Source organism: Echinicola marina, assembly GCF_020463795.1.
GTDB lineage: Bacteria > Bacteroidota > Bacteroidia > Cytophagales > Cyclobacteriaceae > Echinicola > Echinicola marina.
The window spans coordinates 2,630,540-2,651,992 of the sequence record NZ_CP080025.1 but is presented as its reverse complement, the minus strand read 5'-3'; the positions used below and the strand labels follow the sequence as shown (position 1 = coordinate 2,651,992).

The window sequence follows — 21,453 nt, the reverse complement described above, 5'->3', positions numbered from 1 at the left end:
TATAATTATAAAACTTTTATCTTACATCGGGATTGGCAAAACCTTACTATCCTTGAAAGTAGAAAGGATAACCATAGATTGCATAGAATCTACCTCTTTGATTTCACTTACTTTCTCTAGCATCAGTTTCTGATATGAGTTAATATCCTTAGAGATAATTTTAAGTATAAAATCACCCGTACCTGTAATATGATGACATTCAATTACTTCCGGAACTGCATTGATTTCCTTCATAAAGGCATCAATATTGGCTTTGTTATGACCGATCAAGCTCACCAACACAAAAGTACTCACACCCAAACCGATCCTTTCTGGATCAAGCTTTGCATGGTAACTCTTGATAATTCCAGACTGCTCTAGTTTCTTAACACGCTCCAAAGTAGGTGCTGGAGAAAGACCAATATCCTTGGAAAGTTGGGCATTGGTGATTTTCGCATTTGCCTGAAGTATTTCTAGGATTTTGCGGTCAATTTTGTCGAATTTTACTTTTATGCTATTATCCATATTCTATAGTATTTGCAAAATTTTATGTCGTGCAAAGGTAATATAATTTCAGATTATTTTAAAACAATTCCCTACAAAAAACGGAGGCAAATGCAAAATATTGTTAATTCTTCCTCTAAATATTTAAAACTTTTCCACTGATTAACATTATTAAATAATGAATTTTCAAATTATCTCCTGATTAACACATTAGACAACGACCAATTTTAAATTAAAGTTTATTCTTTTTCAAAAAATCCCGTGCTTCCTTATGTACAGGATGTTTTCTTTTGGCATATTTTTTCACTTTTTTGAGGTACTCCTTGGCCTCCTCATCCTTATTTTGTTTGGCTGAAATCTTACCTAAATTCAACAATGCATAGAGATAATAACCACTTTCATGATTTTCGGACTCCTCCCCAAACGCCGCCGTTTTGCTATAATACTTTTTCGCCTCATCTAACCTATTATTCTTATGATAGAACTGGGCCACAAAAAACGCCGCATACCTTCCGCTGTTTGACTCATAACCAGTTTCACCGTTTTCAATCGCTGTCAAAATCTCTTCCGAAACTTCTTTGGCTTCAAGTTCCTTCCCTAGAGCATACAACTGCCGCGCATAAAACCGATGGAAATAGGGATTGTGGGGATACTTATTATGCAAATATTCAGTTATCTGAAGGGCATCAAAAGGGCGCTTCTCCTCTGAAGCATACAGCCTGAACAAAAAATACTGGGCCTCCACCCTAGCATAAAAGGAGTTTGATGCCACTTCTTCCAATTGACGAAGTCCTAAGCCCTTATCTCCCTTAGGAAAAAGGGACATCACTGGTCTCAATAAGGGATAATTTTCAGGTATCCATACAGAAAAATAATTATACAAAGCATCTCCTAACAACAACTCTGGACTCAGCTCTTCCTCTCCTTTACTCATCTCCATATATTTCAATGCGTTTTTTCCTGCAAAAGCCGTAGCCGTCCAACTCTCACGCTCACTCAACAATCGTCCCTTAAAACCATAAGCAGCGGCCAAAAAGAAGGTCGCTTCTTTATTCTCAGGCTCCTCCTCCAGCATTGCCTCCGCCTTTTCGATGGTCTCGTCCATAAACCTGAAAAACAGGCCATCATACTGTTCATTTTCTGTATCAGGGATAATCTTCCACCACTGGCTTAAGCCCATCAAAAAATAAGGTAAGGGATGATTCGGGTAATTATACCGCATTACAGCAAACCCTCTCTCGGCTGTTTCAAAGTCGAAATCATACATACTGTTTATCGCCTCTGTGATACGGAATTGTAGGCCCTTATTGAGCAGCAGATATTCCTGTTTCCCTTTCAGACCAGTCGAATCAACTGGAACCTGCCCACCATAAGTTACAGTAGTTAGAAAGACCAAAACAATTAAAAGGTATTTACTGAATTGCATAATTATTTTTTTCCAAAATTACGATGAATTCCCTTCATTCAAGAATTAATTCTGCTGAATCCACCTAACTTCATTCATGTATAACGGAAGCGTCTTCCCCAGATTATTTCCTTTTGAAACTATTTGTTTTTAAGATTCAGGAGAAAACGCAAAAACCCCTTACTTAGTTTCCCTTCCTTGAAACTTTTCAAAAAAAAACCTGGACTCGCCCTAAAGACTTAGTCCCCAAAATATCAATCATTTAGAAAAGCTCTTTGCCTGTAAATCCATATCTCCATGCTTCACCAAGAAGCTAGTCATTGATCAAAAACAAACATCTAGCACTAAATTTGTTTAACTAAGCGCCACGTTTTTTGATTACACCATTAGTTAAAGGCCAAAATCAGTTTTTTTCGGTCAAAATCCCCTTTTAATGGGATGTAAATTTTTAAAAATGCGATAAATCCTGTAATCTCGTGGTATAAAAGAAACCAACTAGAATAATACTAACCACATATTAAAATGAAGAGAATCAGCATCATAGCACTTTTCACTTGTATCACCCTCTCCACCACCACTTATGCTCAAAATACACCTGAGCAGGAAGAGGATAGCAAATCCTTAAATGGCGGCACAATTGAAAGCCAGTTTGACTACCTTAACTCCATCTCGAACAATTATCAAGAGTACAAAGTAGTCAAAAAGACCAACCTGGAAAAAATCAAATCCAACATCCTGGATTCGCTGAATTTGTTCAAGGATCAGATCATTGAAAAAAACGGAAAAATCAATGATCAAAAGGCCAAGATAGATGAATTGAACAGTGGCATTGAAAATGCACAAATGGAGCTTACTGAAGCCCTTGAAAGCAAAGACAGTTTTTCCATTCTAGGACTGCAGGTATATAAAACTACCTATAGCACCATCATGTGGGGAACCATCATCATATTAGCCTTGGCCTTGGCATTCTTTGTTTTTAAATTTTCAAGAAGTCATAAAGTCATCTCTAACACCCAAAAAGACTTACTGGAAATCAAGGATGAGTTTGAAAACCACAGGAAAAATACCCTCGATAGAGAACGAAAACTAAAAAGACAATTGGTGGATGAAATGAACAAAAAGCAAGGCATTTCATCATAAAATATATTTAGGGGGGCTTTTCCCCCTTTCTTTTTCTACATGGGTCACTCATTTTTTTAAAAATGGTTAATTTCCCCTTATTTCCTGAATTATTTTTTATTTTCGCCATTCACATCAGTGTAAATTTAACATGATCAATTACAAAAAAGTCAATGACCTTACGGGGTGGATTGTATTTTTATTAGCCACGCTAGTTTATTTACTTACCATAGAGGAAACAGCCAGTTTTTGGGATCCGGGAGAATTTATAGCGGTATCCTATAAACTGCAAGTTCCCCACCCTCCAGGAGCGCCATTTTTCCTATTGATCTACCGCATGTTCGGGTTCTTGGCCTTTGGAGATGGACTTAGTGTCGCCTATTGGATGAATGTGGGGAGTGCCCTATTTTCCGGCTTCACCATACTTTTCCTTTTCTGGTCCATTACTTTACTTGGACGCAAATTATTCAAACTTGAAAAAGGAAAAGAAAGTAAAGGGCACACCATTGCCATTATGGGAGCGGGAATCATTGGTTCATTGGTCTATACCTTTTCTGACAGTTTCTGGTTTTCGGCCGTGGAGGCAGAAGTTTATGCCATGTCCTCCTTTTTCACCGCCATTGTCATCTGGGCTTTCCTAAAATGGGATGTGATTGAAAACCCTAAAGACGAAAATCGTTACATGATTTTCATCGCATATTTAGTAGGACTTTCTATAGGGGTTCACTTGTTGAACTTAGTTACCTTGCCTGCACTGGCCTTGGTAGTTTATTTCAAAAAATTCAAATCTCCGAATCTAAAGGGAGCCATTATAGCATTTTTACTTGGAGGAGTGGCCTTGGTCATCATCAACAATATCATCATTCCTGGTTTACCAAGCATCGCAGGTTCACTGGAAATCTTTTTTGTGAACAGCATAGGACTACCATTTGGCTCAGGAATTATTTTCTTCGTCTTCGTTTTCCTTGGGGCACTTATAGCAGCCTTAATTTATTCTATCAAATCAAAGCATGCCATTTTAAACACGGTATTGCTTTCATTGACCTTTATTTTGATTGGTTACGGCTCCTATGCCTTGATCGTCGTTCGTTCAAATGCCGACCCTGTCATCAATGAAAACGCGCCCAAAGATGTATTGAGCTTTGTAAGCTACCTAAAGAGGGAGCAATACGGCTACAGACCATTAATGCACGGACAGTACTTTACAGCAGAAGTGATTGATCAGAAAGAAGGAGACCCCGTTTATGTAAAAGGAGACAATAAATACGAGATCGTTGATTACGGAATTGTCAATGAATACGATCCTGAAAAAACAACCATCCTTCCTAGGATCTACTCCACCCAACCCAACCACAAACGTATTTATCGCGCCAAGCTAGGCTTAAGAGAAGGAGAAGAACCCACCTTTGCAGACAATATCTACTTTATGTTTTCCCATCAGCTGGGACATATGTACTGGAGATATTTCATGTGGAATTTCTCAGGGAGGGAAAGCGACTATACAGACGCTCCTGCAATGACCTTCTTATCTGCCTTTGAGGATTTCCCAAAATATATTTCTGAAAACAAAGCCCATAATAATTACCTCATGTTGCCCTTAATATTGGGAATTATTGGTCTGTTCTTCCAAGCTAAATATGATCAAAAATCCTTCTGGGTTACCATGATGTTGTTCCTGATGATGGGAGCTGTTTTGGTGCTATACCTAAATTCTCCTCCAGTGGAACCTAGGGAAAGAGATTATATCTATGTAGGGTCATTTTATGCCTTTGCCATTTGGGTGGGACTTGGCGTATTGGCCATTGCCCATGCCATTGCAAAAGTCAATAAAAACTTTGCCGTAGCCTCGATCATGGCCACCTTGATTGCCTTCCCTGTCCCCATGCTTATGGCCAACCAAAACTGGGATGACCATAATCGTTCTGACAGGTATTTTTCCGTAGATTCCGCTAGAAATTTCCTGGCCTCCTGCGAAGAAAATGCCATCCTATTTACCGGTGGTGATAATGACACTTTCCCTCTTTGGTATGTACAGGAAGTAGAAGGTTTCAGAACTGATGTAAGGGTAATCGTATTGAGCTATTTTGACACAGACTGGTATGTGGAGCAAATGACAAAACCTGTCAACCAATCCGCTGCCCTACCTTTCTCATTGGAGAAAAAGAATTTCAAAAAGGGCACAAATGATGTCTTGTACGTCAATGAAAGACAAGGGCTCAACGCTATTTCTGCCAAAGAATATTTGAGGCTTTTGAAAAACGAAAGTGACCTGCTGAAGATCAACTCTAATTTCTCAACGCCTGTTTACCAAGTCCCTTCTAAAAACTTGATCCTCGAAGTTGATTCCGCTAAAGTAATCAAACAAGGAATCATTCCTGAAGGAATGGAAGACCTGGTACTTAGCCAAATGAACCTAAAGGTTAAAGGCAGGTACATGACCAAAGGAAACCTTATGCTACTGGACATGATCGTTACCAATAACTGGGAAAGACCTATTTATTTCAATAATACCTCTCTGTCTTCTATTGGCTTTGAACTTAGAGACCATGTGGTAATGGAAGGACTTACCTATAGGTTATTACCTGTTCAAAAACCTGAGTCAGCAGATGAGTTCCTAGTCAATACGGACCTGGCTTATGAAAATGTCATGGAGAATTTTGCCTACCGCGGCATGAACAATCCCGACAACTATTTTGATGAAGAATACAGAAGGTTTACCTCCAACCATCGAAGTGCCCTTAACACCATCACCGGTGCACTATTGAGTGAGGGAGACTTGGAAAGAGCTGCAGATATTCAAAAGTTGAGTTTGGAGAAATTCCCTAATGAAGCCATCCCATATGACTTGGCAAATGGCCAATCGGTAATTTATCTCTTTGAAATGGGTGAAGACGATCTGGCCTTGGACATTATTGAAAAGCTCTCGGAAAGATCCTTTGAAACCCTTCAGTTCTATAGAGACAAGGGTAGAGAAATGGACCGTGATGCCATGATCTCTTTGGAAATGATGCGTTATTTCGTACCACTATTGCAAGAACGTGGTTATGATGAGCTAGCTACTAAAATCCAAAACAATTTAGACATTGTCCTTGGGCCATCTGGAAGCCCTGGAATGTTAAATAACACAAAATAAGAAAAGCGGCCTGGGCCGCTTTTCTTATTTTTACACGATCTAATTGCTTCGGTTTTTAAACTTGCGCTCTAGGTGAAATCCCTCATAAGCTTAAGTGTTTGGAAACAAATTTGCTATCGGTCCATTTCATTGTTCAACTCCATATGCAATATAGGATAAGGTTTCCCCATAGCGTCCAGTGCTGAACGACTGACTATACGAAACCCTAAATGAAGATAAAAACCCACTGCCTGCGCATTATCTTCATTAACATCTACTTTATTGGAATTAAGATTTCCTATGGCATGATTCATCAACAACTTGCCTATCCCCCTGCCCATGGCCTCAGGATGGACAAAAAGCATTTCCACTTTATTTTCTGCCACACCAATAAAGCCCAAGGGCATCCCATTTTCATTCCTAACACAAGTCAAATCCACCAGTCCCAAATACTGGTTTAAAATCAAAGGCTTGAAATATTCGATATCCCCTTCCTCCAGAAAATTATGTGTAGCCCGAACAGAAGCCTCCCATATTTCCACCAATACCGGAAACTCGGCAGCATCAACCTTATCAATTGAATAGCCCATTCTCAAGCAGAGTTAACCTTTCTTCTCCAAAACATAAAACAAATCCAGACCTTTGTCAGGATGGTCCACCACCAGAAAATCATCATGACTAATACCGGTTACAGCTTCCCCTCCTTGTTTATGCAGCTTATTACGGTTCATCCTATTCAGGATTTCATAAGGCATACGCAGTAGGGAAGCAGGCAATTTATGCTGCAAATCAAAAATATCGAAACGCATGATTTTCTGTACTGACTTCCTATTGGCTTCATGATATTCCCAGACTTTTTCATTCCCTCCAATGCCCTTTGCATCCACCTTATCAAAAATACCTTCACAAAGGTCTTTCAACTGCTTGCCAGTATATTCTCTGATATGCCAGGGGTTTCTGCTCAGGGTGTGACGGATATTGGGAGTAGAAATAATGGCTTTCCCACCAGGCTTTAGCACCCTGTATATTTCTTCCAAAAAAAGTCGGTCATCCTCAATATGTTCGATCACCTGAAAACTCACCACTGTATCATAAGTACCTGAAGCCACAGTGCTCAATGGGGGAATTACTGCCTGCTCAAAAACTACATCAGGATATTTTTGTTGAAGTTTTTCGATCACCCCACCGATTTTGTCCACCCCGTGATAAGCAAGCACATTTTCCCTGAGCACCTCCACTCCTCTGCCCTCACCACAGCCTATTTCCAATAATTCCCCATTTACCAAGGGCTTAGCTGCAATGTATGCTTTCAATAAACGTTGATGAATAGGGTTGTCACTGACCAACTTATCAGAGGCAATTTCCGTTGTATAGGTAGCCATTTAAAATTTTATTATTTTCAACAAAAATAAGGTTAATTTTTAAAACCGAATGATGATAAAGATAAAGACACTAAATTTTAAACTTCTAGGTGCTCTTGCCCTGATCTTCTTAGGCTCTTGGACTGCTGAGGCCCAGAGCAGCCTAAAAGACATTAATCAAAACTTGCGATATTCTCGGTATTCCCGAATTTCCCCAAAGATAATCCCTATAAAAGTCTCTGAGCGGGAATTCAAATTACAAATGCCTATTGAAAAGATTGAGGAAGCACCCAATTTCGAAGATTATGTATTTTCATATGCGATCGTTGAAGACTTTGATCAAGAAATCAACGAAAAAAATATCGTCCCCCTAACCGCTTCTGACCTTAAACTCGACACTGAACGGCATTTTTATTTTGAGGAAACAGTGCGTATCCCAGAAAAACAAGAAGAAGCCTATGCGGTGATCATCTGCAAGGATATGAGGCAGGGTGACCAATATGTTTACCATACAGACCTTATCAGCCCTTTTGTAGCTGAAATCCCCAACTTTGGTGCCTATTACGATAATAACATACCTTTTGACCAAAACTTCATCAACAAAGAAGAAGCTCTAATCTTCAAGAGCAGTGAAGCCATGAGCCTCTTCAGCTTTTACTACCCTCGTGATTTTGACATCCCCTTACCTCCAATGGAAACCCGGCCTGCACCAGTGCCGAAAGACATCAGGGTGGTCAATAATGGTGATTTTCTCATCAATGTACCCAAGCCATTTAATGAAGATGGTTATTACTTCATCCAATCTGACACCTCAGGTCAAACAGGCTTTATGGTTAAAACCACTTCTGAATCATTCCCAAGGGTATCCAGTTATCATGAAATGGTAGATATGCTCGTTTACATTTCTACCAGAAGCGAACATGAAGCATTACGAGAAGCCTCTGACAAGAAAAAAGCATTGGATGAATATTGGCTCAACCTCACCAAAGACACTGAAAAAGCACAGGGAATTATTCGGGAATACTTCAGACAGATTGAATTTGCCAATATTCTTTTTACCGACTTTAAGGATGGCTGGAAAACAGACAGGGGTATGATCTACACCATCATGGGGCCTCCCACAGATGTTTTCTTCGACAAAGATCAGGAAATTTGGATTTACGACAAATTGGGAAGTAATTCAAAAATTAGGTTTACCTTTGCACGCGTAAAAAATATTTTCACACCGAATTATTACAAGCTGAACCGTTCCAGGTCTTATCAGCCTGAATGGTTCCAAAGTATTACATTATGGAGAAGCGGAAAGATGGCTTTTTGATAGAAAAAGGAGCTCACGAGAAAGATTTTATTTTTGGCACCAGGGCAGTGATGGAAGCACTTCACGCCCAAAAGGACATCGACAAGATCTTGGTCAATAAGGAACTGAACAATGACCTTATCAAAGAACTCTTGGCCCTTGCCAAACAAGAAAGAGTTCCTGTCGTAAGAGTACCCGAAGCCAAGCTTAACAGGATCACCAGGAAAAACCACCAAGGTGTAGTGGCCCACATGTCTGCCATACAATATGCCTCCATGGACAATGTAATCGAAGAATGCTTCTCCAAAGGTATTGATCCAATGATCTTGGTCTTGGATAGGATTACAGATGTAAGAAACTTTGGCGCTATCGCCAGAACCGCTGAATGCGCGGGTGTACACGCCATCCTTATCCCAGAAAAAGGGGCTGCCCAAATCAATTCTGATGCTGTCAAAACTTCTGCAGGAGCACTTAACTTCCTTCCTGTCTGCAGGGCCAAAAACCTGTTTTTTGCTGTCAAGGAACTGAAAAGAATGGGACTTAATATCGTTAGCTGTACAGAAAAAACCGAAAGAGACATGTACCAAGCTGACTTTACAGTGCCCACAGCCTTGATCATGGGCTCTGAAGAGGACGGTATTTCAGATGAACTGATGCAGCTCAGTGATGAGTTTGTAAGGATTCCTATGGGAGGGAATATAGAAAGCCTTAATGTCTCAGTGGCTTGTGGAGTAATGATTTACGAAGCGATCAGACAAAGAAAAACATCTAAATAAACAGCCAAAAGGCCTCTTGAATTTGCCTCAAGAGGCCTTTTTTAATAGCATAAATGAAGGTTCACATGCTGAAACCCTTCCTTTAAATTGATATAATGGAGTTTGGGACCAGCTGATTTGGCATCACAATTAAATCTCCCGGAAAAACTATAACCTTCCTTGGGCCTTCCAAAAAACGTATAATCCATTTTACCATTGGCATTGCTATCATGAAATACCGCTATCATATATGATCCCGCAGGCAATTTTTCTAATGTTATCGGTAAGCAACTTTCTGAAACCTTTACCGTTGTTTCCCACACCGATTTCCTCTCTATATCATTGACAAACCCTTGCTCATAAACTTGTATTTTCACCTGTCCGCCCAAAGAAAACTCGAGGTTATCAATTGAGAGGACGGTGGTGTTGAATCGCTCTGCCGGGTAAAGCAAAGCCAATATTAAAACGAGTAACTTCATTTTTTATCAGATGACGATTTAAATTATTAGACCTTATTGAATGCGGCTTTTTTGGAACCAGATATCCCCAAAATTGAAATTTAGATTGATCCCATGGCTAATTTCCTTTGACAGCTGTCCCAAAGTCCCCTGTTGGGCGTACTCATAGGACAGATTTATCCTGGTAAAGCCCTGTATGGGAAAGCCAAAACCTATACTTCCCCCTTTTCTTTCCACTGGACTTCCCTCTGACCGGATATAGCCAGTATCATAAAATATCCCCGCTGAATAGTTCACCCTTTTTAAGAACTCTATTCCATAAAAATCAGGCATATACTCTCCTCCCAAACTAAAACGGTGACTATTGATATACCCACTATCTTCCCCTGAAAACATTTTATAACTATAATCCGCAGCGATTAAGAGTTGACTGTTTTGATAAGAAACTCCCCCTTTCACAGATGAGCCTAACTGCAAGTTTTCTTTTTGTTCTACCAATTCATACATGGCAGAATCCAAGCTATTAAGGTATGCCAAAGAGGTTGTCCTTGCGTTTAGCTGACTAGGCATTTGATAGCTCAGCCCCAAACTCAACTGCTTATCAGCCTGCTTATACGCTACAAACTGAGCGCCTATATCAATTCCTAAGCCATTATAATTATCCCTATTGTTTAATTTAAGGCTTTCTATATTGCCATCAGTCACCTCCTCTGTATAATAAAAACTTTCGTGATTAATATGCCCAAAAGCAAAATAAGGCCTAAGTCCTAAAGAAAGTCTGGGCATTACATCCACTGCAAAATTCATATAGAGCTTATTGATATCGCCATAACCCGTCACATATTTATCAAAGGGAGTGGTGGAACCAGAAAAATATGCCTTCTGTAAAAAACTATAGTCCACACTGCTCACAGGCATCATCCCTAAAGTAAAAGCCGTTTTCTTTGATGTCCTAAACCAAAATGAAATCAAACTCAAATTGGTCCGGTTGATATTGATTTCCTCAGAGCCTGTATTAATATTCATCAGTTTATAGTTGATCTCAGCGTCCACCATAAAATTAAAAGCGTTTATACTGGTCCCGGAAGCAGGATTGAGCTGATTGAGAAAATAGGCTGATCTCACCCCTGAACCAGTACCGCTCAGTCGGGCCGCATGGCCAAACTGGTCCTGAGCCAACAAGCCCACCCCGAAGGAAGAATAGAGTGAGCCATCACCCCTTTGGGCAAAAAGCTCACTACTGGAAACCAGAAAACAAATAGCACTACAAATGATATATATGAAAGCACGCATCTTGATTACTTTTTGACGCAAGCTAAATAGGGAATCCCCCAATCATGACTTTTATAGACCAAGTCCCAAAATTTAACGACAAACCGGGCACTCATAAAAACAACCTGCAATTGACTAATTTCCTCCCTACTTCCCAGTCAAAGAGCCCTTCCTGCTATTCGTCGACAAAATCCTTCCTTAAATCTATAATACATCACAGTAACAGGCTTTTTAACTTGATTTGCAGGTATAAAAAGTATATCCGAAAAGATACCAGTAGCTTTTGAATAGTATGATCATCTTTCAAAAGCACACAAAAGTCCAGAGAAATAAGATTTTGTTCTCTGCAAAGCTGTCTACAATCAGGTAGCTCTGTGGAAGACCCCGATAAATCGGACAGGTTATGAGAAACAAATTCACACTGGTGTGACAACGGATAACCAGAAAAAAACAGTGCATCCATCAGTGCTATAAAATATGCAGAAAAAACACAACATAAAGCTCCTAATTCCCTTCTTTTTCCTAACGGCCTGTTTCGAAAACGAAAAGCTCACCAAACCACAGGTGGTAACTGATGGAGAAGACCTTGCCCTTCAAATCATAGAATATACAGACATCGATTTATTCACCTATTTCAATGACTCCTTGGCAACCAACAACCTCAGTTCGTTTACCCTAGGACATCATGAAGACAATTATAGAGGAAGTATACATGCCATGCCCTACCTACAGTTTGGCATCACTAATCAGACAGCTGTAAATGAAGACGCCCAATTGGATTCTGTCGTTTTGGTATTGTTCTACGAAAAGTACCATTATGACACCTTGCCAGGTTTTGATATTGAAGTTCACGAACTATTGGAAAACCTGGAAACCGATGATGATGGCAATATTTACAGTTACCAGAATTTTGAATTTGATCAAAGTCCACTTATTACACAGCCCTCAAGAATAGTCCCTTCAAAAGACTCCCTTACCGTTACATTGCCCTATGATTTTGGCCATAGACTATTTGAAATGGGCAAAGGCAATAACTCCATCTTTGAATCCAATGATGAACTGGAAGAAATATTCAAAGGCCTGGTTTTAAGTACAAATGAGAATAGCGCCCTGATGGGGTTTAACAACTCTTCTTATATTGGTTTCCATTATAGGGTTCCAAGCGATCTGGATGAGGGAAAAGGCTTACTCAAACTAAGCGTAGCAAATGGTTCTGGCAAATTCACCCATTTTGATATTGACAGGACCTCCCAATATTTCACCTCCCCACAAGCCTATGAAAACATCCCTATAGCAACATCCAACGGTGTCATCATGACCGACCAGATCATGGGAGCCGCCATTCGATTGGAACTCCCTGAAATTCTTGAGTTAAAAGAAAAAGCAGAAGCCTTTATCATTGCCTCGGCCAATTTAATTCTCCCATTGCAGCCAAATACCTATGACCGGTACTTCAATATCCCCGTCACCACCGTAAATCTCGGCATAGTGAACAAAAAGAATCTCTTGATTCAAAGCTTGGGCACCACCACACTCAGTTCCTGGGATGAACAGTTCCAAGAAAAAACCTTTTACGAAATCCCCATCAAAAGTTTTATAGACTATAAACTCTCTAAAGGACAACACAATGAAGATGCGCTATGGATCAATGTACCTAACAGTACAGACCTTGAAACAAGTGGCTTGATCCTTTCAGAAAGCACCAATGAACAAAAGATAAAAATAGACATCACATTTATTCCATTAAATTAACGAACAATGCTTAAAGTAAGATTTATCAACATTTTATTTTCCCTTATGGGAATCATAATATTCGGCACTTCTTGTGTAAGTGATGAAGAGGAAACCAGTGAAGGTAACTGGGTAAGAAGGTCCTATTTTGATGGAGACAGCCGGTCCAATGCCGCCAGTTTCACTATTGGAGAGCGCGCTTTTATTATGGGTGGGTATACAGGAGACGAATACCTCAATGATTTTTGGGAATATAACCCTACTGGCGATTACTGGGAGAGAAAAGCAGATTTCCCCGGAAAAGCCAGAAGTAATGCAGTAGCCTTTTCCATTGATGGAAAAGGGTATTTGGGCACTGGTTATGACGGAACAGATAAACTGAAGGATTTCTGGGAATATGACCCGGAAACGGATACCTGGAGAGAGCTCGCAGAATTTGGTGGTACTGCTAGGTACGATGCAGTGGGGTTTTCACTTGTGGGTAAAGGCTATATCGGTACCGGCTATGATGGTAGTGAACAAAAGGATTTCTGGCAATACGACCCAACAAGCGGGGCATGGAAGCAAATCATTAGTATGGGTGGCGCAAAACGTCAGGGAGCGGTCGCCTTTGTCATTGATGATATTGCGTATATTGGCACCGGAATCAACAACGGATCCTATGAATTTGATCTCTGGGCACTGAATGGGAATACCTTGGAATGGACTGAAAAAAGACCTATTGACTATGATGATGATTACCTTATCTACAGGTCCAATGCCAATGCATTTACCATTGGGAATTATGGTTACATCACGGTGGGCAATAGAGGTTCTATTCTGGGAAGTACCTGGGAATACAGACCTTCTAGCGATGAATGGTTTGAAAAAACAGATTATGAAGGTACTTTCCGGACAGGAGCTTCCGTTTTCTCCATCAATGATCAGCGTGCCTATGTTCTCTTGGGTAAAAGCTCAAGCCTGAGGTTTGATGATATTTGGGAATTCGAGCCATTCGTTGATTATGATGAGGAGGATTAATCAATTTAAACATGCAAATACACCAACAAAAAAGTTTTCTTAAAACGACGATACACCTATTAATTCTGGGGATAATTTTATCCCCAGCTTATTCTTTTTTGATTGGTGAGCATGATGGCCCCTTCTCCCTTTTCTATTTCAGCATTACCAATATCAGCATCATACTTTTTTATCTGGTCAATATTATCTGGCTCATTCCCCATTTCCTTCTCAAAAGAAAATACCTGCATTATAGCCTGATTTTCATATCGTTCATGGTTCTATTTCTTGCTATTCACCATTATTTCAGGGAAATCCCCCCTCAGCTTGATAGGCCTGTCCCTGGTGATATGGACAGGAAACCCTATCATTTTATACTATTTTCTCCTTCCCTATTGAGGTTGCTGATGATCCTGGGACTGGGGACTTCCATAGAACTGATATTACAGTTTGAGCAGGAAAAAAAGAAATACGAGGAACTGGAGAAACAAAGAATGATCAAAGAGTTAAACTTTCTTAAAAACCAGCTCAATCCCCACTTCCTATTTAATGCTTTGAATAATATTTATTCTCTTGCAAGAAAGAAATCAGCGGATACCACCCCTGCCATACTATTGCTTTCAGACATGCTCAGATATGTACTTTATGAATCCGGCAAAGACAAGGTAAGCTTAGGGCAGGAGGTTGCCTTTATCAAAAATTATGTGAATTTGGAAAAACTGAAGTTCAGCGCAGAAAATGCCCCCAAGATAAGCCACTCCTTTCAATTACTTCACGAGGACTATCCCATTGAACCATTGCTTTTCGTGACCTTGATAGAAAATGCTTTCAAACACGGGATAAGCTACCTATCCCCCTCATTTGTCATGATCTCATTGGTAGAAAACGAAAAAGAAATCCTCCTTTCTGTACTCAACAGTGTATCCCGGCAAAAGGATGGTCAATCTATCAACAATAATCCGGAAGGAGTGGGTATCAACAACCTAAGAAAAAGAATGGAATTACTTTATCCTGGCCGCCATAGCTTTAAACAGATTTACGAAAACAGCACTTTTAAAAGCTTCCTTACCATTAAAAAATGACAATCAATTGTATCATAATCGATGATGAATCCCTGGCCTTGGATATTCTGGAAGATTATATTTCCAAAATCCCCATGTTAAGCCTTAGAGGGAAGTTTGACTCAGCTATCAAGGCCATGGATACCATTATGCGTGAAAAAATTGACCTGATATTCCTGGATATCAACATGCCAGACATCAATGGCATCAAGTTTTATGAAAGCCTTCCCATAAAACCCAAGGTGATTTTCACTACAGCCTATAGCGAATATGCCGTTAAGGGATTTGAGATAAATGCCGTGGATTATTTACTCAAGCCCATCAGTTTTGACCGCTTTTTTCGGGCTGTCAGCAAAATCTTAAATATATCAAACAGCCCAACTTCAATCTCTTCTTCAGCGGAGCAGGAAATCCCAGTGAAGGAAAACCATGGTTTTATCTTTGCTAAAGTCGAACATAGCACCGTCAAGATAAATTTAAGGGACATCTCCTATTTTGAAGGGTATAAAGATTATGTAAAGATTCATCTCATCCATGAATCTCAGCCCATTTTAACCTTAAACTCCATCAAACATTATGAGATGAGCTTATTTTCCAAGGGCTTCATCCGCATCCATAAATCCTATGTAGTATCCATAGATCAGATCGCCAATATCAGCCGGAACAAAGTCAAGCTATACCATAAAGAGGTATATATATCCATAGGAGAAAGCTATAAGGATTTCTTTTATGAACTGGTGGTTAAAAAGAACCTTTGACATTCCGCTACTGGTCTAAAAACAAAAAAGCACCAGCTAAAAAAACCGGTGCCTTTCACATGAATAAAAGAAACTACTAATCCTCTTTAATTTCTTTACCTTCTGCATCATACTTTTTAGTGATACTTTCTTCACCTTCTCCAAAAATGACTTTGTAGATCACACTTCCTTCATCATCGGTCATCTGATAGACCTTGGATATTGTCCAATCCTTCGTTTCATCACTGTCCGCAATGGCGTCTTTAACTGGCTGAGGTAGATCTTCTGGAGCTATCTCCACTTTATCCTGAGCACTCAGCTCCATGGCTGAAGTAGGGAAGAGCTCCATCGCTTGAAGCCCAGTGGACATCAGCATCCCGATGGCAAGAATAAATACGTACTTTTTCATGGTTAATTTTTCTTTGGGTTATTTATAATTCCAACAAATTACCTTTATGGTCGAAAGACACTATGATATCCTCCTGATCTTCTGTGACAAAAGTCAAATCATAATATTTCTTTTCCCCATCAGTAACCGAATAAGCTGTTTCCAGTTCCAAGGTTGACAGTAAAGAGTCATTGGCTATCAAAGAAGTGATTTCCTTTGGTAAATCCTCTTCCTTTACCTCTACTCTCACTGGCTCTTCATTGGGTGTCTGGAGTTCGCTTATACCTTCAATATCAGGCATGGATTCCCTCATATGAATACTTTCTCCTTTAGTATTCAGTTCTTCGGAAGAGACTTGATCTTTTCCATCCCCACATGAAACCAACACAAATGCCGGTATGAATATTTTTATCAAAAGTTGTCTCATGGTCTTCTTGTTTACCTATAAAATAAACCAGTAGGTGCCGTCCCTAGCTTAGTATGGTAGGCTGACACATTTGATTCAGTTTTGAGCCTGTATCCTGTCAATCCCAACAAGGCCAAAATCGCGATCAAAATGCCTGCTAATAACATGAAAATTAATTTTCGAAAATTGCTCATATTAATCATTTACATATCAATATTCATAAGTTATGCCATTTCAAAAAGGGCCTTCAGTAGGCTATTTGAACATAATACGAGTAAAAAATGTAGAACTATTACACAGACTGTAGAAAAGAACAAGAGCAAAACAGGAGAAACTTACCTGCCAAAATCAAATAATTACCACCAAAAAAAAGCACAGCCCACTTAGGCTATGCTTAATTTCAATATGAATAAACCCATTCAATTTTATTAACGGAGCATTTGCCAAATTCTTTTAAGTCTACTGAAAAAAAAGATTTATTTTATCATGCCATCTTTCAATTTCCTCCATTCCACCTTGAAACATTGGTTTCCCCTTAAAAACAAACCACCCAAAAAAGCTTATAAACACGCACAACCAAAAAATCACCTAACAACCAACAACGCATTTTGCCAATTTTCGGCCATTATGCGCAAAGCATATTCGATCAATATAAAGCTTAATTTATTCCTGAAGTAATTTGTATAAACACTAAGCATTATGACCATGAAAAAGCTGCACACATTATTGATCGCTTTATTCCTCTTATCCCCCACCATCACGATGGCCCAGACCACTTTGGATGAGGAAATCCAATTAATTCAAGCTGAATTTGGACTTGACAAGCAAAAATTAATAGAAATATATATGGACTTACCAGAAAATCAGCAAAACAGTTTTTGGATGATCTATAAGCAATATGAAGAAGAAAGAAAATCAATAGCCAGAGATCGCATGATCATCATTAATGATTACTTGAAAAATTTCGAAGACCTAGATGAAACAAAAATGGACGACCTGGCCAAAAAGACCATAAAAAACGATATTGATATCAGTAAGCTGCACTCCAAATACTATAAAAGATTCAAAAAGGCCACTTCTGCTTTGATCGCAGCCAAGTTTCTACAGGTGGATAATTATATCCATAGCACCATTAAACTTTCTGCTCAGGAAACCTTACCGTTTATTGATGAGCGGTGAATAATTCAATCTACTCACCGCTCCCCTCTATTTAAACACATTAAACATAATGCCGAGAGGAAGAACAAGCATCCAACAAGCTAGTGAATAAGCTCTTCCACTAGGTTATAGTTAAAGTCTTACCAACACTCACTTTAGTCCTAACGACCTATTTTTAGTACCTTTATAAAAAGCACTAAAAATGAAGTTCAAAATCCTCTTAGTCATCCTATTATTGGCTTTCAGTTTTTCGTCTATAATGGCCCAAATACAAATCCAACCAGGCGAAGTAGATGCTGCATTAACAGATAATGGGGCAAGCCCTATTTTGGTTGGTTCATCGGCATTGAATCAAGATGGCTATTTTGTTTGGGGAGGAAATGTGGTCAAAGGAGAGGACGGTAAATATCATATGTTCTACGCTAGATGGGTATCCGGAGAAGAACATGAAAAATTCTCTGACGCCTGGTTGATCAATTCCGAAATCGCCTATGCGGTATCTGATTTTCCTGATCATGGTTTTGAGTTCGTAAAAGTAGTACTCAGAGGGCGTGCCAAGGATGGATAGCCCGGGGCTTGGGATGCACAGTCGGTGCACAATCCACACATCCAACTTTTCGAAGGAAAATATCACCTCTATCATACTGGATCAAAGTATCCGAGCAAGCAATCCCCAGGTTCCCCAGGAGGCAACCTGAGCAAAAGGGACCTTATCCAACAAAGCCAACAGCTTGGCGTAGTTACCTTTGATAGCATTGAAGAGCTCTTGAAGGGAAATATTACCCGATATGACAAACCTTTATTAAGCCCAAGGACAAGGGTAAAACCAGACAACGTCTTTAATCCATCCCCTAAAGGGACCACAGCTTTACCCGACAACCTAATTGTGGTGAATCCTGCAGTAGTTTTCCGGCCAAGCGATGGAAAGTACTTGCTGTATTTTAAAGGAAATATTTATGCCCCATCTTGGAGAGGTGTACATGGTGTCGCCATTGGAGACACCCCCATTGGCCCTTTTTATCCAAAAGACAAATATGTTTTTGATGTAAAAGATGAAAACGGTCAATTGGCCTCTGCGGAAGACCCCTACGTATGGTACCACAGTAAAAGCCAAAAATTCTATGCCATATTCAAAGACTTCACCGGAAAGATCACAAAAGGGGATCCAGGTCTTGCCATCATGAGCTCCAATGATGGAGAAAAATGGGAACAAATGGAACAAAGTATGTTTATGCCGCTAGAACTACAGCTCAAAAACGGTAGCAAGGTACAAGTGAAGAGGCTCGAGCGACCGCAGTTATTAATTGATGAAAATGGTTTGCCCAAAGTCCTCTACGCTGCATGTGCTGTTGAAGGGCCCAATGCAAAAAAAGATGGCAGCAGTTTTAATATCCAAGTCCCTTTGATAAGCGATTATGGAAAATAAGCAGTTGTAAATTATTATATCACAAAAAATCGTTTTGAAGCAGGTATATCCATAAAGAATAATATATCAGGCCAAAAATCTGCCTTCCATGAAGATCACCTAGGCTGACATAACTTTAATGATAGTATATAAAAGCGATTCCTCCGCTATATTATACCTTTATAATAAAACTGAAAGAGCTAGATGATGGACCTGATCAAGCTCTTTTCTTTCACCCTCCTCATCATTACATCAGCTTTATACTGACCGGCCTCACCCTCAAAACTTATAAAAATAGCGATTCCTACTTGCCCCACTGTCCTTCATACCGAAGTTCCCTTAGCGGATCATTCAAAGTCAACCTGAACTTGCAGATCCCCTTAGAATACTCCATAGTTACTTTAGGCTAGTGCTTCCGCTCCCTTTCCATCACTAAGGATTAGTCCAGGAACAATTCCAAATTATCTTCGGATTATACAGGGAAATATCCATGCTTGATCCGAAGGTGATCCGAAGATGATCCCTGCTTGATCCAAAGATAATTCTGATTTGGCCTAAACATGGCTTAAGGCATGATAAAAATAGTATGGAAGGAAGAAGGGATAATGAATAAAAAAAAACAGGCAATCCACCGGATTGCCTGTAATCATTTAATACAAAAATAAGACATTTAATCCCATCCTGTAGTTTGTTCCAAATTAGGATTCAGTGAAAGTTCATTTACCGGAAGCGGAAAATAATAGTTCTTGCTTTCATCAAACTGATAGGTTTGATTGGACATAATATAACCTTCTTCATTGAGCACGATATCCGTTCCAATCTCATAATCATCATAATGCGCAATGTCAGTTTCATTAAATCTTAATCCTAAAACAGGCGCTGTCAATTGTGCACCTTCTTTCCAACGGATCAAATCATCATATCGGAAACCTTCAAACGCCAATTCCACTCTTCTTTCTCTCCTCACATCAGCGACAATACTTCCTTGATCCAATATCAGATCGGCTACTTCCGCTTTCGCTCTCAGCTGATTGATGGTCATATTCACGTCAGCTTGAGTAATGTTACCCAACTCAGCTTTGGCCTCTGCATAGATCAGTAATATCTCCGCATATCGAATAATCGGAGCATCAATAAATGATCTGTCCCAAGCTTGCATTTCCTGGCTTTCTGCAAAGAATTTCACCACCTGATAACCTGAGGGAGAGTGTGTATATACGAATCCTTCTGGATCAGAACTCAAATAAAGTTGCTCCCCTACAAAATAGGTGCCTGGCTGAGCAAAAGTTCCCGCCAAGCGTTTATCCCTATTGGTAAATTCATCCTCAATGGTCGCATCACCTTGGTACAAGGGACTCTCTTCAATAGACAAACCATCAATACACAAATAATCATTTACCAAATCCTTGGTTCCTCCAAATGAAGGGCCGATAAGAAGATTGGTTACGTTATTGTATAATTGCAAAGCCTCATCATAATCCCTGAAAAACACCACCTCATTGTTTCCACTAAGGTCAACATTGGCAAACAAGGCATTGTATTCACCATTTACATTAATAGAATAGTCACCACTATTCATGATCTCCTGTGCGGATTCTACTGCTGCTTGCAAGTAAGCACTTTCACCTCCCAAAGCATGGTATTTTCTAAAAGTCCCCTCATGTAACATGATTCTTGCCCTGAAAGCATGGGCAATATTCCTATCAAAACGGTTAGTGGCAGCGCTACTGGCCATCCACTCTATGGCATAATCAAGATCACTCTTGATAAATGCCATTACTTCGTTCCTACTGGATTGGGAAGCATATAACAATTCATCATCCTCGGTCAGCACCCGGTCAATGATCGGTAGCTGACCATATAGTTTTAATTTGTCGTAATAATTCAATGCTCTTAGCAATCTTGCCTCAGCGATATATTGGTTTTTTAGGCTCTCTTCAATATCGGCTCCTGCTACATTTTCCAACATTTGGTTTACATCCCTGACCAATGACCAGTCCCAATCACTTCTTCCGGGACTATTGGTCGAATTTATACCCAATCTTACATCATCAGGACTTTGGGCAAATGAATTGTCACTAAGATTATCCGCAGTAAGCATGCCTGCGCTAAAACCACCTCTGCCAAATCCCTCGTTATTAAACTGCATTGCATATAGCTGATTGTTATAAGTAGCTAAATCCGATGGATTATTCCAGAAGTTTTCATCGTTTATCTGAGTTTTTGGAAAAGTATCCAAGAACTCATCGTTACATCCAGTCAACACCCAAAGACTGGCCAGAAGGTATATTCCTATTTTTTTCATG

The 21,453-nt window shown here is 39.7% G+C and carries 21 protein-coding genes; 11 read left to right on the top strand and 10 right to left on the bottom strand.

The features are described 5' to 3' along the window. Positions 1-21: 21 nt before the first annotated feature. Together KZP23_RS11015 and KZP23_RS11010 are read right to left on the bottom strand one after the other, a co-directional pair. Positions 22-504, bottom strand: a complete 483-nt coding sequence (locus KZP23_RS11015) for an Lrp/AsnC family transcriptional regulator (protein ID WP_226336287.1) — start codon at positions 502-504, stop codon at positions 22-24. 211 nt (positions 505-715) lie between these two features. After that, a complete protein-coding gene (locus tag KZP23_RS11010) occupies positions 716-1,909 on the bottom strand; it encodes a tetratricopeptide repeat protein (RefSeq protein WP_226336286.1) in 1,194 nt (397 codons plus the stop codon). A gap of 501 nt (positions 1,910-2,410) precedes the next feature. On the opposite strand from KZP23_RS11010, the gene KZP23_RS11005 reads away from it, so the two are divergent. Together KZP23_RS11005 and KZP23_RS11000 are read left to right on the top strand one after the other, a co-directional pair. Next, positions 2,411-3,028, top strand: coding sequence for a hypothetical protein (locus KZP23_RS11005; RefSeq protein WP_226336285.1), 618 nt, complete (start codon positions 2,411-2,413; stop codon positions 3,026-3,028). Positions 3,029-3,158: 130 nt separating this feature from the next. Then, positions 3,159-6,140, top strand: coding sequence for a glycosyltransferase family 117 protein (locus KZP23_RS11000; RefSeq protein ID WP_226336284.1), 2,982 nt, complete (start codon positions 3,159-3,161; stop codon positions 6,138-6,140). 113 nt (positions 6,141-6,253) lie between these two features. On the opposite strand, the gene KZP23_RS10995 is transcribed toward KZP23_RS11000, so the two are convergent. Continuing rightward, positions 6,254-6,709: a GNAT family N-acetyltransferase gene (locus tag KZP23_RS10995; protein WP_226336283.1), complete on the bottom strand. Its 456-nt coding sequence runs from the start codon at positions 6,707-6,709 to the stop codon at positions 6,254-6,256. Positions 6,710-6,721: 12 nt separating this feature from the next. Then, on the bottom strand, positions 6,722-7,501 hold the full coding sequence (locus tag KZP23_RS10990; protein WP_226336282.1) for a class I SAM-dependent methyltransferase: 780 nt from the start codon (positions 7,499-7,501) through the stop codon (positions 6,722-6,724). A 49-nt stretch (positions 7,502-7,550) separates the two neighbouring features. Here KZP23_RS10990 and KZP23_RS10985 point away from each other — a divergent pair, with 49 nt between their 5' ends. Both KZP23_RS10985 and rlmB read left to right on the top strand, forming a co-directional pair. Continuing rightward, positions 7,551-8,798: a GWxTD domain-containing protein gene (locus KZP23_RS10985; RefSeq protein ID WP_317198061.1), complete on the top strand. Its 1,248-nt coding sequence runs from the start codon at positions 7,551-7,553 to the stop codon at positions 8,796-8,798. Continuing rightward, positions 8,771-9,553, top strand: coding sequence for a 23S rRNA (guanosine(2251)-2'-O)-methyltransferase RlmB (gene rlmB / locus KZP23_RS10980; RefSeq protein ID WP_226336281.1), 783 nt, complete (start codon positions 8,771-8,773; stop codon positions 9,551-9,553). The genes KZP23_RS10985 and rlmB overlap by 28 nt, the downstream gene beginning before the upstream one ends. A 41-nt stretch (positions 9,554-9,594) precedes the next feature. Here the strand turns inward: rlmB and KZP23_RS10975 are convergent, their stop codons facing one another. Continuing rightward, on the bottom strand, positions 9,595-10,011 hold the full coding sequence (locus KZP23_RS10975) for a DUF2141 domain-containing protein (protein ID WP_226336280.1): 417 nt from the start codon (positions 10,009-10,011) through the stop codon (positions 9,595-9,597). A gap of 33 nt (positions 10,012-10,044) precedes the next feature. After that, entirely contained in the window at positions 10,045-11,283 is a 1,239-nt protein-coding gene (locus tag KZP23_RS10970) for a hypothetical protein (RefSeq protein WP_226336279.1), read from the bottom strand. A gap of 456 nt (positions 11,284-11,739) precedes the next feature. Between KZP23_RS10970 and KZP23_RS10965 the strand changes: the two genes are divergently transcribed. Both KZP23_RS10965 and KZP23_RS10960 read left to right on the top strand, forming a co-directional pair. Then, positions 11,740-13,014: a DUF4270 family protein gene (locus KZP23_RS10965; RefSeq protein ID WP_226336278.1), complete on the top strand. Its 1,275-nt coding sequence runs from the start codon at positions 11,740-11,742 to the stop codon at positions 13,012-13,014. 6 nt (positions 13,015-13,020) lie between these two features. Beyond that, positions 13,021-14,013 (top strand): Kelch repeat-containing protein, encoded by a 993-nt coding sequence (locus KZP23_RS10960; RefSeq protein WP_226336277.1) that lies wholly within the window; start codon positions 13,021-13,023, stop codon positions 14,011-14,013. A 77-nt stretch (positions 14,014-14,090) separates the two neighbouring features. On the opposite strand, the gene KZP23_RS10955 is transcribed toward KZP23_RS10960, so the two are convergent. Next, a complete protein-coding gene (locus KZP23_RS10955) occupies positions 14,091-14,243 on the bottom strand; it encodes a hypothetical protein (protein ID WP_226336276.1) in 153 nt (50 codons plus the stop codon). A 24-nt stretch (positions 14,244-14,267) separates the two neighbouring features. Here KZP23_RS10955 and KZP23_RS10950 point away from each other — a divergent pair, with 24 nt between their 5' ends. Together KZP23_RS10950 and KZP23_RS10945 are read left to right on the top strand one after the other, a co-directional pair. Further along, on the top strand, positions 14,268-15,074 hold the full coding sequence (locus tag KZP23_RS10950; RefSeq protein ID WP_226336275.1) for a sensor histidine kinase: 807 nt from the start codon (positions 14,268-14,270) through the stop codon (positions 15,072-15,074). Continuing rightward, positions 15,071-15,811, top strand: a complete 741-nt coding sequence (locus tag KZP23_RS10945; protein ID WP_226336274.1) for a LytR/AlgR family response regulator transcription factor — start codon at positions 15,071-15,073, stop codon at positions 15,809-15,811. The genes KZP23_RS10950 and KZP23_RS10945 overlap by 4 nt, the downstream gene beginning before the upstream one ends. 76 nt (positions 15,812-15,887) lie before the next feature. Here the strand turns inward: KZP23_RS10945 and KZP23_RS10940 are convergent, their stop codons facing one another. After that, positions 15,888-16,199, bottom strand: coding sequence for a hypothetical protein (locus tag KZP23_RS10940; protein WP_226336273.1), 312 nt, complete (start codon positions 16,197-16,199; stop codon positions 15,888-15,890). 22 nt (positions 16,200-16,221) lie between these two features. Continuing rightward, the gene (locus KZP23_RS10935; protein ID WP_226336272.1) at positions 16,222-16,605 is read right to left on the bottom strand and encodes a hypothetical protein; all 384 of its coding nucleotides are present in this window, start codon (positions 16,603-16,605) and stop codon (positions 16,222-16,224) included. Positions 16,606-17,283: 678 nt separating this feature from the next. On the opposite strand from KZP23_RS10935, the gene KZP23_RS10930 reads away from it, so the two are divergent. From KZP23_RS10930 to KZP23_RS10920, 3 genes are all read left to right on the top strand, one after another. After that, positions 17,284-17,763: a hypothetical protein gene (locus KZP23_RS10930; protein WP_226336271.1), complete on the top strand. Its 480-nt coding sequence runs from the start codon at positions 17,284-17,286 to the stop codon at positions 17,761-17,763. A gap of 181 nt (positions 17,764-17,944) precedes the next feature. Further along, positions 17,945-18,310: a glycoside hydrolase family protein gene (locus KZP23_RS10925; RefSeq protein ID WP_226336270.1), complete on the top strand. Its 366-nt coding sequence runs from the start codon at positions 17,945-17,947 to the stop codon at positions 18,308-18,310. Positions 18,311-18,334: 24 nt separating this feature from the next. Further along, positions 18,335-19,168 carry a glycoside hydrolase family protein gene (locus KZP23_RS10920; RefSeq protein ID WP_226336269.1) on the top strand — a complete coding sequence of 278 codons (834 nt, stop codon included), beginning with the start codon at positions 18,335-18,337 and terminating at the stop codon, positions 19,166-19,168. A gap of 649 nt (positions 19,169-19,817) precedes the next feature. Here the strand turns inward: KZP23_RS10920 and KZP23_RS10915 are convergent. Next, positions 19,818-21,452, bottom strand: coding sequence for a RagB/SusD family nutrient uptake outer membrane protein (locus tag KZP23_RS10915; protein WP_226336268.1), 1,635 nt, complete (start codon positions 21,450-21,452; stop codon positions 19,818-19,820). Position 21,453: the final 1 nt, after the last annotated feature.

Coding starts and splice junctions, on each gene's coding strand:
- rlmB (WP_226336281.1), top strand. CDS start 8,771: ATGGAGAAGCGGAAAGATGGCTTTTTGATAGAAAAAGGAGCTCACGAG.
- KZP23_RS10975 (WP_226336280.1), bottom strand. CDS start 10,011: ATGAAGTTACTCGTTTTAATATTGGCTTTGCTTTACCCGGCAGAGCGA.
- KZP23_RS10970 (WP_226336279.1), bottom strand. CDS start 11,283: ATGCGTGCTTTCATATATATCATTTGTAGTGCTATTTGTTTTCTGGTT.
- KZP23_RS10965 (WP_226336278.1), top strand. CDS start 11,740: ATGCAGAAAAAACACAACATAAAGCTCCTAATTCCCTTCTTTTTCCTA.
- KZP23_RS10925 (WP_226336270.1), top strand. CDS start 17,945: ATGAAGTTCAAAATCCTCTTAGTCATCCTATTATTGGCTTTCAGTTTT.
- KZP23_RS11010 (WP_226336286.1), bottom strand. CDS start 1,909: ATGCAATTCAGTAAATACCTTTTAATTGTTTTGGTCTTTCTAACTACT.
- KZP23_RS11000 (WP_226336284.1), top strand. CDS start 3,159: ATGATCAATTACAAAAAAGTCAATGACCTTACGGGGTGGATTGTATTT.
- KZP23_RS10940 (WP_226336273.1), bottom strand. CDS start 16,199: ATGAAAAAGTACGTATTTATTCTTGCCATCGGGATGCTGATGTCCACT.
- KZP23_RS10935 (WP_226336272.1), bottom strand. CDS start 16,605: ATGAGACAACTTTTGATAAAAATATTCATACCGGCATTTGTGTTGGTT.
- KZP23_RS10960 (WP_226336277.1), top strand. CDS start 13,021: ATGCTTAAAGTAAGATTTATCAACATTTTATTTTCCCTTATGGGAATC.
- KZP23_RS10985 (WP_317198061.1), top strand. CDS start 7,551: ATGATGATAAAGATAAAGACACTAAATTTTAAACTTCTAGGTGCTCTT.
- KZP23_RS10990 (WP_226336282.1), bottom strand. CDS start 7,501: ATGGCTACCTATACAACGGAAATTGCCTCTGATAAGTTGGTCAGTGAC.
- KZP23_RS10950 (WP_226336275.1), top strand. CDS start 14,268: ATGGTTCTATTTCTTGCTATTCACCATTATTTCAGGGAAATCCCCCCT.
- KZP23_RS10915 (WP_226336268.1), bottom strand. CDS start 21,452: ATGAAAAAAATAGGAATATACCTTCTGGCCAGTCTTTGGGTGTTGACT.
- KZP23_RS11005 (WP_226336285.1), top strand. CDS start 2,411: ATGAAGAGAATCAGCATCATAGCACTTTTCACTTGTATCACCCTCTCC.
- KZP23_RS10995 (WP_226336283.1), bottom strand. CDS start 6,709: ATGGGCTATTCAATTGATAAGGTTGATGCTGCCGAGTTTCCGGTATTG.
- KZP23_RS10955 (WP_226336276.1), bottom strand. CDS start 14,243: ATGCAGGTATTTTCTTTTGAGAAGGAAATGGGGAATGAGCCAGATAAT.
- KZP23_RS10930 (WP_226336271.1), top strand. CDS start 17,284: ATGACCATGAAAAAGCTGCACACATTATTGATCGCTTTATTCCTCTTA.
- KZP23_RS11015 (WP_226336287.1), bottom strand. CDS start 504: ATGGATAATAGCATAAAAGTAAAATTCGACAAAATTGACCGCAAAATC.
- KZP23_RS10945 (WP_226336274.1), top strand. CDS start 15,071: ATGACAATCAATTGTATCATAATCGATGATGAATCCCTGGCCTTGGAT.